Source organism: Algibacter mikhailovii (assembly GCF_014651495.1).
In the GTDB taxonomy this organism is placed as follows: Bacteria; Bacteroidota; Bacteroidia; order Flavobacteriales; family Flavobacteriaceae; genus Algibacter_E; species Algibacter_E mikhailovii.
Genome location: NZ_BMWZ01000010.1, coordinates 25,654 through 40,750, shown reverse-complemented (window position 1 = coordinate 40,750; position 15,097 = coordinate 25,654). Strand labels below are relative to the sequence as shown.

The window sequence follows — 15,097 nt, the reverse complement described above, 5'->3', positions numbered from 1 at the left end:
CTTAACTGTACATTTAAATAGCCAAAGTTGTATCTTTGGTGGCATGCTGAAACAATTCAAAAACCATATTGAGAATCACCTCTCCTTTTTAAAACAAGGCAAGTTGCTTATCGCTATTTCTGGCGGTATTGATAGTGTGGTTTTAACACATTTATGTTATCAGTTGGATTTAAATGTAGCATTGGCGCACTGTAATTTTAAATTAAGGGATTTAGAAAGTGAAGCAGATGAGGATTTTGTGTTGGAGTTAGCTGATTCTCTAGAATTAGAAGCCTTCGTGCAGGGTTTTGATACCATGGAGTATGCTGAATTAAATAAGTGTTCCATTCAAATGGCTGCGAGAGAATTGCGCTATTCTTGGTTTAGTGAATTATCAGCAGAACTAGGTTTTGATTACGTCTTAACTGCGCATCATGCTGATGATAATTTAGAAACTGTTTTAATAAATTTTACTCGCGGTACAGGACTAGATGGTTTAACGGGTATTCCTATGGTGAATGATATTTTTGTACGTCCGTTATTGCCATTTTCGAGCTCAGATATTGAAACCTTTGCTAAAGAACAACATATAAAATGGAGAGAGGATAGTAGTAACAAATCGGTGAAATATTTACGAAATAAACTGCGGCATGATGTTATTCCTATTCTAAAAGAAATAAATCCTAGTTTATTGCAAAGTTTCAAGTCTACTGTAGATCATTTGGAAGCGACAGCAGATATTGTTGAAGAAAGTACAAATGCTGTTTTAAAGCGTGCTATCGAGACTATGGATGATGATAAAATAGTGTTTAAAATTTCGGAATTTAAGAAAGTGAATAATCCCAAAGCCTATTTATATGAAGTTTTTAAGCCTTACGGATTTACAGAGTGGAATGATGTTTTAAAGCTTTTAGATGCAGAAACTGGAAAGCAAGTGTACTCACCAACACATCGATTAATAAAAAACAGAGCGCATCTTCTTTTAAGTGAAATTAGTTTAGAAACCAATGCGGTGTTTTCAGTCTTAGATTTAAATTATGAAAAGCAAGTACAAACCTCATTTGGTACGTTATTTTTTGATGAAGCTGACGCAATTCTGGCTACAAGCTCAAATCTAATTTTTGTTGATCATGATAAATTGGAATTTCCCTTGACCATAAGAAAGTATGCCCCAGGCGATGTGTTTTATCCTCTTGGGATGACAGGGAAAAAGAAAATTAGTAAGTATTTCAAAGATGAAAAACTTTCATTACTTGAAAAAGAGAATACCTGGTTATTACTGTCAGGAAACGATATCGTTTGGGTGTTAAATAGAAGAGCGGATAATAGATTTAGAGTTACTGAACACACAAAACGTATTCTGAAAATTGAACTAAAATAAATTAAAATTCCAACGAAAATAGGAATCTAGGGTATAGAAAAAATATTAAAGTGAAACTTCAAGGACAAATAGTAGACATAGAAAATAAACGTATTTACAAAGGAGAAATCACTTTTGAAAAAGGTCGAATAAGTTCCATAGTAGAGAAGGACCATAATGTGAGTCATTACATCCTGCCTGGTTTTATTGATGCGCATATTCATATTGAAAGTTCTATGCTTGTACCTTCTGAATTTGCTCGAATAGCAGTGCAGCATGGCACAGTAGCTACGGTTTCTGACCCCCATGAAATTGCCAATGTTTTAGGGGTGCAAGGTGTGGAGTTTATGATTGAAAACGGCAAGCAAGTGCCATTCAAATTTAATTTTGGAGCACCATCCTGCGTTCCAGCTACAAATTTTGAATCGGCAGGGGCAGTTATCGATTCAGATGGAATTAAGACGCTTCTAGAAAATCCTGATATTAAGTATTTAGCAGAAATGATGAATTACCCTGGGGTTCTTTTTGAAGATGATGAGGTCATGAAAAAAATAGCTTGGGCTAAATCTTTTAATAAGCCTATAGATGGACATGCACCAGGACTAAGAGGAGCGGACGTGACAAAGTATATTGCAGCTGGTATATCAACAGATCATGAGTGCTTTACCAAAGAAGAAGCTTTAGAAAAGCTTGAAAAAGGTATGAAAATATTGGTGCGTGAGGGTAGTGCTGCAAAGAATTTTGAAGCCTTAATAGATTTGTTGCCTGAGCATTACCAAAGTCTGATGTTTTGTAGCGATGATAAGCACCCGGATGATTTAATTGAAGGACATATTAACACGTTATGTTCCAGAGCGATTGCCAAAGGTATAGATGTCTTTAAGGTGTTACAAGCAGCTTGTGTTAATCCCGTGAAGCATTATAATTTGGATGTTGGCTTATTAAAGGTTGGTGATTCAGCGGATTGCATTGTTGTTGAAGATTTAATTCATTTTAAAACATTACAGACCTTTATAGATGGACAACTGGTGTTTAACGATAATACGACTTTGATAAGTCCGGTTTCTTTTGAGGTTTTGAATAACTTCAATTGTGATAGAAAGGACGTTTCAGCCTTTAGGGTGGAATCATCAACCAAGCAAATAAGAGTTATTGAAGCTTTAGAAGGTCAATTGGTAACCAATGAGATTATTGATGAAGCTATTTTAGAAAATGGCAATTTAATGTCCAATACCGATAGAGATATTTTAAAGATGGCCGTTGTAAATCGGTACAAAAACGAAAAACCGGCCATTGCTTTTATAAAAAATTTCGGATTAAAAGAAGGGGCTATAGCGTCATCAGTAGGGCATGATTCACATAATATTATTGCAGTAGGAACTACAGATGAGGCACTTTGTAAAGCCATTAATTTAATTATAGAACATAAAGGCGGTATTTCAGCAATTTCAAAACAACAGGAGAAAGTAATGCCACTACCTTTGGCTGGTATAATGAGTGATAAATCTGGCGAGAGTATTGGGAAGCAGTACCAAGAATTAGATGCCATGGCTAAACAATTAGGAAGCACGCTAGCGGCACCATATATGACCTTGTCTTTTATGGCTTTACTAGTGATTCCAGCATTAAAATTAAGTGATAAAGGACTCTTTGATGGTACTAAGTTTGAATTTACATCTTTATATTTGGAATGAAACATCTAACAACTAAAAATATAGAATTTAAGGAATGCCAATAATAGACTCAAAATATAAACCTCGTTTTTACTTTAGAAATGGCTTTGTTTCAACGGTTTATTCAGGTTTGGTAAGGCGTGTTTATTTAGAACAGAAGCGCGAAAGAATAACCTTGTCAGATGGTGATTTTATGGATTTAGATTGGAGTTATTCTGAGGAGAAATCTAATAAACTCATCATTTTACTTCATGGATTGGAGGGTAATGGACAACGACCTTATATGACTGCACCAGCCAAACTATTTAATCAAAATGGTACAGATGCCGTTTGTGTTAACTTTAGAGGTTGTAGTGGCGAAGATAATTTGAAGTTTAGAAGTTATCATTCAGGAGGGACTGAAGATCTGGAAGCCGTTATAGAACACGCCATTAATGTTAAAGGGTATTCTGAAATTTACCTTAAAGGGATTAGTCTCGGGGCTAATGTGATTTTGAAATATTTGGGAGAAAGACAAGAAGTTCCTGATGCTATTAAGGCTGCTATTGCAGTTTCTGTGCCATGCTTTTTATTGGGGGCAGCTCAAGAATTACTTACTTTTAAAAATAGATTATATCACGATAGGTTTTTAAGACATTTATTAGAGCGTTTAAAGATTAAGCAAAAACGTTTTCCTGAATTTATTAGTGACAATGAATTTCAATCCATTAAGACATTATGGGATTTTGATAATGTATACACGGCAAAGGCGCATGGTTTTGAGGATGCTTTAGATTATTATGAAAAATGTAGTAGTCTGCAGTTCTTGCCATATATTAAAACACCTACCTTGATTATTAACGCCTTAAATGATTCGTTTTTGTCTGCAGAATGTTATCCTGTAAAGGCCGCTAAAAATAATCCTGAACTATATTTGGAAATGCCACCTCATGGCGGACATTCTGGACTCATTGATAAAAAGAATGTTTATTACAATGAAAAACGAGCCTTGGAGTTCGTGAAACAAAATACTTAGTTTTTTAATTCTTCAGGGAAGCCTTCAATAACAATATGCCATAATTCTGGAAGTATAAAATATACAAACAGGGTCAGTATAATTATTGAAATAATATTCATTATAATTCCTTTACTTACCATGTCTGGAATACGCAAATACCCGGCTCCAAAAACAACAGCATTGGGCGGAGTTGCCACAGGAAGCATAAAGGCACATGAAGCCGCTACGGCAGCACCAACCATTAAAATGAAAGGATGAATATCTATGGTTAAAGCCATTGGGGCCAGCACAGGTAAAAGCATAGCTGTAGTGGCCAAGTTTGAGGTGATTTCAGTTAGAAAATTAACAGCTGCAATTATTATAAAAATTAAAATGAGTGTACTCAAACCAGTTAATGTGGTCATTTGATTACCAATCCAAAGGGCGAGTCCGCTGGTTTCGAAACCCTTTGCTAAAGCCATGCCGCCTCCAAATAAAAGAATTATACCCCAGGGTAAATCTTTGGTGTCTTTCCAACTCATTAGTTTCGTATGTTTCGATTTGGCAGGAATTAAAAACAGCACTAAGGCAAAAGCAATTGCGATTATAGTGTCGTCTATTTGAGGTAATAGTTTCTTAAGAATAAAGGATCGGGTTATCCAACAAAACGCGGTAGCGGCAAATATTATAGCTACTGTTTTCTCTTCATAACTCATTTTCCCCAAGGTTTTTAGTAGGCGTTTAATTTCTAGTTTACCGCCTGGAAACTCTGTTCTTTTAAAAGAAAACGCGTATGCTGTTAAATATTTCCAACAAATGAAAAGTAGAATTATTGATATTGGGAAGCCAAATATAAACCATTGCGCAAAACTGATTTCATAGCCATAGGTTTCTGAAACAATTCCCGCAAGGACTAAATTAGGAGGCGTACCTATTAAAGTGGAAATTCCTCCAATGGAAGCACTGTAGGCAATAGCTAGCATCAGTGCTTTGCCAAAAACTAAATTTTCATCCTTTTTTGTGAGTGGATTATCTTTGAGTTGCGATATAATGGCTACACCTATAGGAAGCATCATAACAGAAGTTGCTGTGTTTGAAATCCACATAGATAAAAACGCAGTCGCTATCATGAATCCTAATATGATTCTTTTAATGTCTGAGCCAATAAGGTTGATAATATTCAAAGCTAAACGCTTATGTAAATTCCATTTTTCAATAGTAATGGCAATTATAAAACCGCCTAAATATAGAAATACAAATTTATGACCAAAGGACGCCGTAGTACTTGCTATATCTAAACTTCCAGTCAAAGGGAAAAGAATTATAGGTAGTAGTGCTGTTGCAGCAATAGGTATCGCTTCAGTTATCCACCAAACAGCTATCCATACTGTTGTGGCTAGAATGCCATTAGCTTCTTCTGTTAAGCCTTCTGATGAAAAAAATAATCGTATTAGAATAAATAATAAAGGACCAAGAACTATCCCAATGCGTTTTGCGTTTGTCATAAATGGTTAGTTTATTTTCATCCTCTAACTTACTAAAACAATGTTAAAATAAATTAGATTATGGAATTGAACTTCAATTTTTTTGTACTTTCCTTACCATATTCATTAAATAAACTATCCTAAATATAATCATGCCAACATTCAATTTGAAAATTAATAACAAAACCCATACTGTTGAGGCAGATATGGATACGCCTCTAATGTGGGTGTTAAGAGATCATTTAAACCTAGTAGGTACCAAATATGGATGTGGTATTGGCCAATGTGGCGCTTGTACCATTCATTTAGACGGTAATGCGATGAGGAGCTGTTTGGTACAGGTTTCTCAAGCGGAAGGTATGAATATTACAACTATAGAAGGACTTTCTGAACATGGAGATCATCCTGTTCAAAAGGCATGGAAAGCCATAGATGTTCCACAATGCGGGTATTGCCAGGCGGGACAAATTATGACTGCTGCCGCTTTTTTGGATAAAAATCCAGAACCAACAGAATCTCAGATTAGAAACGCCATGCACGGAAATATTTGCAGGTGCGCTTCTTATAATAGTATAGAAGAAGCTGTTAAGGTGGCGTCTAAGAATTTAAGTTAATCAACCTGTAAAATAAAACTAATGAGACCTTCAAAAACAACAACATTCAGTAGAAGAGCCTTCTTAAAGTCATCTGCATTGGCTAGTGGTGGAATGATAATAGGGTTTAACTTATTTAACGCCTGTAAATCAGAAGTAGAACTTCCTATAGATTTAAGTCAATTAAACTACAATGACTTTAATGCCTTTATAAAAATTTCCGAAGAAGGAAAAGTAACCATTTTTTCGCCTAATCCAGAAATTGGTCAAGGCGTGAAAACATCCATGCCCATGATTATCGCCGAAGAGCTAGAGGTAGCTTGGGGTGATGTTCATGTAGTTCAAGCCCCTTTAGATACTAAAAATTATACAAGACAAATGGCTGGAGGGAGTCAGTCTATCCGCCATGGTTGGGAAGCGTTGCGCCAAACGGGGGCTACGGCTAAACAAATGTTGGTCAATGCAGCTGCTGCAAGATGGCAGGTAGAAGCATCGGAATGTACTGTTAAAGAGGGCGTCATATCGAATAGTAAAGGTGAAACTTTAGGTTATGGCGATGTGGTATTAGAAGCTGCTGTTCTTGAGGTTCCAGAGGATGTTACGTTAAAAGACCCTAAAGATTTTAAAATTATAGGTCAAGGAAAAGGCAATGTTGATATTGATAAAATTATAACAGGTAAACCACTTTATGGTTTAGATTATAAGGCAGAAGGCATGTTGTATGCTGCAGTTTTAAGGCCGCCTGCTTTTGGTCAGGTTTTGGAATCTTTTGATGATTCTGGTGCCCGAATTTTACCCGGGGTGGTGGACGTAATAACCATAGGTGAAAAATTAAGAGCCTATAATGATAGTGGTAAAAAGAATTGGTCTATGCAAATGAGTTCTTCTGATAAAGTGGTAGTTATTGGAAAAACCACTTGGGATGCCATGAAGGGGTTAAAGGCTATTAAGGCCCATTGGAAAATAGAATCAGAACTAGAAAGTACAGAAGATCACGATAAAGTTTTATTTGACCTCTTGGATGGTGATAGTTTAAAAACAAGACGTTCAGATGGTGATATAAATAAAGCTTTTGCTGAAGCAGATGCTGTTTTAGAACGTGTTTATGAAGCACCATTTTTACCGCATAACTGTTTAGAGCCCATGAATTTCTATGCCAATGTAACACCGGAAAAAGTACATTTGGTAGGCCCTATTCAAACACCGGCATCTGCTCAGAAAGTTGTTTCTGAACTTCTAGAACGTGATATTGAGGATGTTCATGTTGAGATGACTAGAATGGGTGGTGGTTTTGGACGCCGACTTTATGGGGACTTTGTGTATGAAGCTGCGGAGATTTCTAATGCGGTTAAAAAACCTATAAAAATGGTTTCTTCAAGAGCGCATGACATGACTACAGGTGTTTACAGGCCTGCTACCAAATATAAAATAGCAGCTTCCATTAAGGATGGTAAACTAACGGGGTATCATTTGAAAGAAGCATGTATTAATGGTAATATGTATGGACTAATACCTAATTTTTTTCCGGCTGCAGCCATTGAAAATTATCAGGTTGATTCTGCAAACTATAAAAGTAATATAACAACTGGAGCTTGGAGAGCCCCTTATACCAATTTCTTGGCAAGTGCAGAACAAAGTTTCTTTGATGAACTTGCTGAGGTTTTAAAAATAGATCGTGTGAGGTTGCATATGGACCTGCTTGAGAAAGCTAAGAACAATCCAGAACCGAACATAGAATATAGCCCCGAACGCTTACAGGGCGTTTTAAAATTAGTTGTTGAAAAATCCAATTGGGGAAATACCAAGCCAGGTGTTTATCAGGGATTATCTGTTTATTATTGTCATAATACCCACGTTGCCGAAGTTGCGGATATCACTATGGAAAATGGTGTGCCTAATGTTGTAAAGGTCACTTGTGCTGTAGATTGTGGTATAGTAGTAAATCCCCTTGGTGCCATGAATCAAATAAAGGGTGGTGTTTTAGACGGCATAGGGCATGCTATGTATTCTGATTTTGGTTTTAATAATGGTGTCCCGCAGTCTAATAATTTTAATACGTTTCAACTCATCAGAATCGGGCAAACCCCAAAGGTAGATGTGCATTTTATAGAAAGTAATATTGATCCTACTGGTTTGGGAGAACCCACTTTACCTCCCGTAGGAGCTGCCGTTGCAAACGCCATTTATAAAGCAACAGGAAAGCGATTGAGAAAGCAACCTTATATGAATAATATGAATGTTTCAGAAAAGGTATTAGGATAAAATAATATTGATTTATGATAAAAAGAAGCCTTTCTTTAAAAGGCTTTTTTGGTAGTTTTAGCATATGACACACGAGTTTAAAAACATTGTAGAAGAAGGGGTAAAGGCAAATGCGACAGGCCTTAAGTCTGTTTTGGCCTCAGTTGTTGCTTTAGATGGTTCTTCTTACCGCAGACCTGGAGTAAGAATGCTTATTCTTGAAAATGGCAAAATGATTGGAGCCGTAAGCGGAGGCTGTGTTGAAAAAGAGATATTGCTGCATTCTAAGTCTGTTTTTAAAACGGGTCAATCAAAGGTAATGACCTATGATGGTCGGTACCGTTTAGGTTGTGAAGGTGTGTTATATATATTAATAGAGCTTTTTAACCCGAATGAACTTTTAGTTTCTGAATTTTCTAATTGTATTAAAAAACGAGAAATTTTTCAGGTCAAGTCTTATTTTGAAAAGAATAACAAGACAAATATTGATTATGGCTCTTATGTTGAAATAAGTGGTGACTTGTATCCTTTGAATAAAGATAATAAGGTGGAACGTGTCATGGGATTATTATCCTTTGAACAAGAGATGCCACCTTGTTTTAAGTTAGTTATTGTTGGTGCTGAGCACGATGCTGTTCAACTATGTCAATATGCGGCACTCACAGGGTGGGTAGTAACCATAATGGCAGGCCTTCAGGAACACAAGTCTATTACTGATTTTCCAGGTACTCAAAGTTTCTATGCTTTAACTCCGGAAAGTGCTGATGTGTCACAAATAGATGAACATACAGCTGTGGTGTTAATGACCCATAATTTTGCATATGATTTGCGTTATTTGGTCGCTCTGAAGGATACAACACCTAGCTACATAGGATTACTAGGGCCTAGTAAAAGAAGGGAGGATTTATTATCACAATTTATAGAATACTGTCCAGACATTTCCAATAGGTTCCTAGAAAAAGTACATGGCCCAGCCGGACTTAATATAGGTTCTGAAACGCCCCAAGAAATTGCTGTTTCCATTGTGTCAGAAATATTAGCTTTTACAAGAAAACGCCACCCCATGTCTCTCAATGAAAAGAAGGGAAGTATTCATTCCATACAATAAGTGACTAAGCATAGCTCTAATATTGCAGTAGTTATTTTAGCGGCAGGCGCTTCTAGCCGAATGGGAAAGCCTAAACAGCTCTTGGATTGGGGAGGATCAACATTACTTAGGCATGCTATAAAAACGATAAAAGAAGTTAAAGTAGCCGACATTGTTGTCGTTCTAGGTGCACATAGCGAAACAGTAGCCCATAGTATTCAGGATGATTCCATCTCCGCCATTGTTAATTCAAATTGGCATATGGGGCTGGGTAGTTCTATTGCCTGTGCGGTAAGTCATATTTTAGAATCAAAACAAAATATGGAAGGCGTTTTATTTGTTCTAGCCGACCAACCTTTTGTAACCCCAATTTATATAGAAAACATGCTTGCCCGATTCAAAAATGGAGAGGCTATGATTATAGGGACCTCATATGATAACAATAAAATGGGGGTGCCAGCATTATTTGATAGTAGCTACTTTTCTGAATTAGCGCTTTTAAATGGAGATAATGGTGCTAAAGACGTGTTAATAAAACAAAAGGAAAAATTGATTCTGCTAAACCCGGGTTTCGAGAATATCGACATCGATACTAAAGAAGATTATAGGCGAGTTTTAAAACAATTGAGAGCTGCTAATTCTTCTACGGACAACATTTAATTGATTTTATGTTTTTTGTGAAGCTAATGTTTTCCTTCAATTTAGTTAAGTATTTGCTATATTTGGTGAATGAGCAAATCACCTATAGACAAAGGGTTGACACCTGAAACTCTCGATAATTTGAAAATAAAAACACCTCCAACAAATTCGGCTGGATTGGGGGGAATAGTTGCGGCAACTTCCCATGCTTTTAAATATATTAAGCCAAATAATATTTTTAAAATATCTACTAATTTAAATCAAAAAGGTGGTTTTGATTGTCCAGGTTGTGCATGGCCGGATCCAGATGATGAGCGCTCTGTATTAGGTGAGTATTGTGAAAATGGTTTAAAAGCCATGGCCGAAGAAATGCAAAACAAATTAATTACCCGAGACTTTTTCGCAAAACACACGATCGATGATTTATCGGAATGGTCTGATTTTGAAATCGGTAAATCGGGTCGACTAGCTGAACCAATGTTTTTAGCTGAGGGTAGTGCAAATTACGAACCTATTTCTTGGGAAAAGGCTTTTGAAAAGGTGGCTGCGCATTTAAATGCTTTAGATCATCCAGATGAGGCGGTATTTTATACCTCTGGAAGAACCACAAACGAAGCTGCTTTTTTATACCAATTATTTGTGCGAGAGTTTGGTACTGCGAATTTACCAGATTGTTCTAATATGTGCCATGAGGCCAGTGGAAGTGCGCTTTCTGAAACCTTAGGTATTGGCAAAGGCTCTGTTACTTTAAAGGACTTATACAAAGCAGATTTGGTCATGGTTGTTGGGCAAAATCCAGCAACTAATCATCCCAGGATGTTATCTGCTTTAGAGAAAACTAAAAAGAATGGCGGTAAAATAATTGCAATTAATCCATTGCCAGAGGCGGGTTTAATGAAATTTACGGATCCACAAAATCCAATTAAAATGCTTACTGGAGGAACCAAGCTTTCCGATGTTTTTGTGCCTGTCACTATAAATGGTGACGTCGCTTTTTTCAAAGCCATATTATTAAAACTTTTGGCTAAAGAAGAGGAGCAGGGTAATGTTTTTGATAAGGCTTTTATTGAAACGTACACCAATGGTTATGATGATTTTATTTCAGATATAAAAACCTATAATTTTGAAGCGTGTTTAAAAGCCTCTGGGGTATCAAAAGATGTATTTGATAAGGCATTTGAATTAATTCTGAATAATGATAATATCATTATTTGTTGGGCCATGGGCTTAACCCAGCACGAAAATGCAGTGGATAATATTCGAGAGTTGGTTAATTTACTATTATTGAAAGGCAGTATAGGTAAAGAAGGGGCAGGAACGTGTCCTGTTCGCGGGCATTCCAATGTTCAGGGCGATAGAACTGTTGGTATTTGGGAAGCTGCGCCACAAGCGTTTTTAGATAAAATTGAAGCGAAATACGGGTTTAAGCCAACAGTAAAACATGGGTATTCGGTAATAGAAGCTATTAAGGCGATGTATGAGAATAAGGTAAAAGTGTTTTTTGGTATGGGTGGGAATTTTATTTCCGCTGTTCCGGATACTGCATATGCTTCGCAAGCTATGGCTAATTGTAATCTTACGGTCCATGTAAGTACTAAATTGAATCGTTCTCACCTTGTTACGGGTAAAGAGGCTCTCATTTTTCCATGTTTAGGACGTGCGGAGAAGGACTATCAAAAAACCGGAGTACAAACCCAAAGTGTAGAAAATTCTATGGGTGTGGTATCTTCTACAAAAGGGGTTTTAGAACCCTGTTCAAATGACTTAATAAGTGAAGTGGCCGTGGTTTGTGGTATTGCAAATGCCACATTAAGGGGACGATCAAAAATTAATTGGTTGGCGTATCAAGATGATTATGATTTAGTCCGAAATGATATTGCAGAGGTTGTTGATGGGTTTAAGGATTACAATAAGAAGATTAAGAATCCATCTGGTTTTTATTTGCCTAATGGGGCACGTAATAGGGCGTTTAAAACCAAAACGGGACGTGCTAATTTTTCAATCAATAAACTACCGGAATGGCAATTAAAAGGCGATGAATTAATTATGATGACCATCCGTAGTCATGATCAATTTAATACCACTATTTATGGCTTAGATGACCGATATAGAGGTGTTTTTAATGAAAGACGAATCATTTTTATGAATAGGGAAGATATGAAACTACGTAATTTAAAAGACTATGATGTCGTTAATCTTAAATCTGAATTTAAAGGTGTAATCCGTAGAGCCAATAAATTTAAAGTGGTTGGTTTTGATATACCCAAAAACTGTTGTGCCACCTATTTTCCTGAAACCAATGTGCTAGTACCTTTAGATAGTTTTGCGCATACAGCAAAGACTCCCGCGTCAAAGAGCGTTATAATCACTATTGAGAATATTTAAGTTTTCAGTAAAATCTAAACCCCTTATTTTAGTAATAATCAATTATTCTTAATCCAATTTATCAATTTGATAATAATCATCTTTTTACGTAAAATACTTTCTTTTAATTGAATAAAAATAAGTAAAAATACTTAGTTTTGTTTTCAAATACGTAATTTATGCAACATATTATTGTAGTTGGAAATGGAATGGTTGGATACAAATTTTGTGAAAAATTTGTTGAAAAGGCTGAGAGTAAGGACTTTAAAATAACGGTTTTTGGTGAAGAACCAAGACCAGCTTATGACAGAGTGCATTTAAGTGAGTTTTTTGAAAGCCAAAACGCAAAGGCTTTAGAGATGGCAACCGCAGAATGGTATGCCGACAATAATATTGATTTAATTACTGGGGAGCGCGTTGCAGACATCAATAGAACTTCAAAAACCATTACGACGGCAAGAGACCGTGATTTTTCATATGACTATTTAGTGTTAGCTACAGGTTCTTCTCCTTTTGTTCCGCCAATTAAAGGTGTTGAAAAAGAGGGCGTATTTGTATATAGAACCATTGAAGATTTAGAAGGTATGTTGGCTTATGCTGCTAAACTAAAGGCTGAAAAACCTGACGCAAGAGCTGCTGTTCTTGGTGGTGGGTTATTAGGTTTAGAAGCAGGTAAAGCCGTAATGGATATGGGGTTAGAACCACATATAGTGGAGTTTGCACCCAAGTTAATGCCAAGACAATTGGATTCTAGAAGTTCTCAAGTTTTAAAATTGAAATTAGAATCGATAGGTCTAAACATCCATTTAAGTAAGGCTACGAATCAAGTTTTAGGTGATGGAGCCATCACGGGGATGGAGTTTGGCGAGGATGATTTTTTGGATGTTGATATGCTAATCGTGTCAGCTGGTATTCGTCCAAGAGATGAACTAGGTCGTGCTTGTGGTCTGGAAGTTGGAGTTCGTGGAGGTATTGTAGTTGATAATACCATGAAAACCTCAGACGAAAATATCTACGCCATTGGTGAGATAGCACTTTATAATCAAATGATATATGGATTAGTAGCTCCTGGGTATGATATGGCTGCGGTGGCTGTTGAGCAAATCATTGGTAATACTGAGGCTGTAATGCCTGCTGATATTGATATGTCAACTAAATTAAAATTAATTGGTGTGGATGTAGCAAGTTTTGGAGAGCCTTTCATGCCTGCTTCAAAAGGGCATTCAATTATATTTGAAAATAAAACACAACATTTATATAAACGAATTAATGTTAGTCTTGATGGTAAAACATTATTAGGAGGTATTCTAGTTGGAGATGCATCCGATTACAGTATGCTACATCAGGTATACTTAAACGCTATGGCCATTCCAGAAGATCCTTCACAATTAATTTTGCCTGCTAGTGAAGGTGGGGCTGTACTAGGTGATGTAATGGATTTACCTGATGAAGCTCAAATATGTTCTTGTGAAAGTGTGACTAAAGGACAAATTTGTGGTGTTATTGAAAATGGAGAAGCAACAGATTTAGCAGGTGTAGTGAGTTGTACTAAAGCAGGTACTGGCTGTGGGGGTTGTAAACCTATGGTAGCAGATTTAACCAATGCAACACTTAAGTCTTTAGGTATTGAGGTTAAGGATTCTGTTTGTGAACACTTTGATTTAAACAGACAAGATTTATATAAAATAATTCAGGTTAAAGGGTATAAGAAGTTTAATGAAGTATTGGATAATCACGGAAATGGTGGACATGGCTGTGAATTATGTAAACCGCTAATCGCTTCATTAATGGCAAGTATTCATGCCGATACAGCAAATGAAGAATATGCCATCCAAGATTCTAATGATAGATTCCTTGCTAATATTCAACGTAATGGAACTTACTCTGTAGTACCAAGAGTGCCAGGGGGGGAGATTACTCCAGATAAGTTAATAGCGCTTGGAGAAATAGCTAAAAAGTACGATTTATATACTAAAATTACTGGTGGTGTTCGTATTGATTTATTTGGTGCCACGCTTAACCAATTGCCTCTAATTTGGAAAGAATTAATAAGTCATGGCTTTGAAAGCGGACATGCTTATGGCAAGTCTTTAAGAACGGTTAAAACCTGTGTGGGATCAACATGGTGTCGATACGGTATGGATGAAAGCGTTAGTTTTGGTATCGAATTAGAAAACCGTTATCGTGGTATTCGTGCACCGCATAAAATTAAAGGTGGCGTTTCGGGATGTATTCGTGAATGTGCAGAGGCTAGAGGAAAAGATTTCGGATTAATAGCTGTTGAAGGCGGATGGAATTTATATGTAGGTGGAAATGGAGGTGCAAATCCACGTCACGCCGAGTTGTTCGCTGAGCAAATTGATAATGAAACAGTCATAAAATATCTTGATAGATACCTCATGTTTTACATGCGTACTGCCAAGCCATTACAACGTACTGCTGCATGGCAAGAACGATTAGAAGGTGGTCTAGATTATTTGAAAGAAGTTATTATTGAAGATAAATTAGGGATTGCAGAAGATCTTGAAAAGGAAATGCAAACACTAGTAAACAAGTTTGAATGTGAGTGGACTCAAGCGGTTAACAATCCGGAAATGATGAAACGTTTCAATCATTTTATAAATAGTGAAGACGAAGATGAAAACTTAGTCTTTGTGCCAATGAGAGATCAAAAAATGCCAGAACCTTGGGTGTAATTAAC

At 36.5% G+C, this 15,097-nt stretch carries 10 protein-coding genes; 9 read left to right on the top strand and 1 reads right to left on the bottom strand.

Going from position 1 to position 15,097, the window contains the following annotated elements; genetic code table 11:
• Positions 1-43 precede the first annotated feature (43 nt).
• The 3 genes from tilS to IE051_RS16980 are packed head-to-tail and all read left to right on the top strand — an operon-like array spanning position 44 to position 4,027.
• Positions 44-1,360 (top strand): tRNA lysidine(34) synthetase TilS, encoded by a 1,317-nt coding sequence (gene tilS / locus IE051_RS16990; RefSeq protein ID WP_189362614.1) that lies wholly within the window; start codon positions 44-46, stop codon positions 1,358-1,360.
• A gap of 50 nt (positions 1,361-1,410) precedes the next feature.
• Positions 1,411-3,033 (top strand): adenine deaminase, encoded by a 1,623-nt coding sequence (gene ade, locus IE051_RS16985; RefSeq protein ID WP_189362613.1) that lies wholly within the window; start codon positions 1,411-1,413, stop codon positions 3,031-3,033.
• Between the two features lie 34 nt (positions 3,034-3,067).
• On the top strand, positions 3,068-4,027 hold the full coding sequence (locus tag IE051_RS16980) for a YheT family hydrolase (protein WP_189362612.1): 960 nt from the start codon (positions 3,068-3,070) through the stop codon (positions 4,025-4,027).
• Here IE051_RS16980 and IE051_RS16975 read toward each other — a convergent pair.
• Entirely contained in the window at positions 4,024-5,493 is a 1,470-nt protein-coding gene (locus IE051_RS16975) for an SLC13 family permease (RefSeq protein WP_189362611.1), read from the bottom strand. The genes IE051_RS16980 and IE051_RS16975 overlap by 4 nt on opposite strands.
• A gap of 131 nt (positions 5,494-5,624) precedes the next feature.
• On the opposite strand from IE051_RS16975, the gene IE051_RS16970 reads away from it, so the two are divergent.
• From IE051_RS16970 to nirB, 6 genes are all read left to right on the top strand, one after another.
• Complete coding sequence (locus IE051_RS16970) at positions 5,625-6,086, top strand: (2Fe-2S)-binding protein (protein ID WP_189362610.1); 462 nt, start codon at positions 5,625-5,627, stop codon at positions 6,084-6,086.
• A 21-nt stretch (positions 6,087-6,107) separates the two neighbouring features.
• Entirely contained in the window at positions 6,108-8,327 is a 2,220-nt protein-coding gene (locus IE051_RS16965) for a xanthine dehydrogenase family protein molybdopterin-binding subunit (RefSeq protein WP_189362609.1), read from the top strand.
• Between the two features lie 64 nt (positions 8,328-8,391).
• Positions 8,392-9,414, top strand: coding sequence for an XdhC family protein (locus tag IE051_RS16960; RefSeq protein WP_189362608.1), 1,023 nt, complete (start codon positions 8,392-8,394; stop codon positions 9,412-9,414).
• Positions 9,415-10,053, top strand: a complete 639-nt coding sequence (locus IE051_RS16955) for a nucleotidyltransferase family protein (RefSeq protein ID WP_189362607.1) — start codon at positions 9,415-9,417, stop codon at positions 10,051-10,053.
• 69 nt (positions 10,054-10,122) lie between these two features.
• A complete protein-coding gene (locus tag IE051_RS16950; RefSeq protein ID WP_189362606.1) occupies positions 10,123-12,417 on the top strand; it encodes an FdhF/YdeP family oxidoreductase in 2,295 nt (764 codons plus the stop codon).
• 158 nt (positions 12,418-12,575) lie between these two features.
• Entirely contained in the window at positions 12,576-15,092 is a 2,517-nt protein-coding gene (gene nirB, locus IE051_RS16945; RefSeq protein WP_189362605.1) for a nitrite reductase large subunit NirB, read from the top strand.
• Positions 15,093-15,097 lie beyond the last annotated feature (5 nt).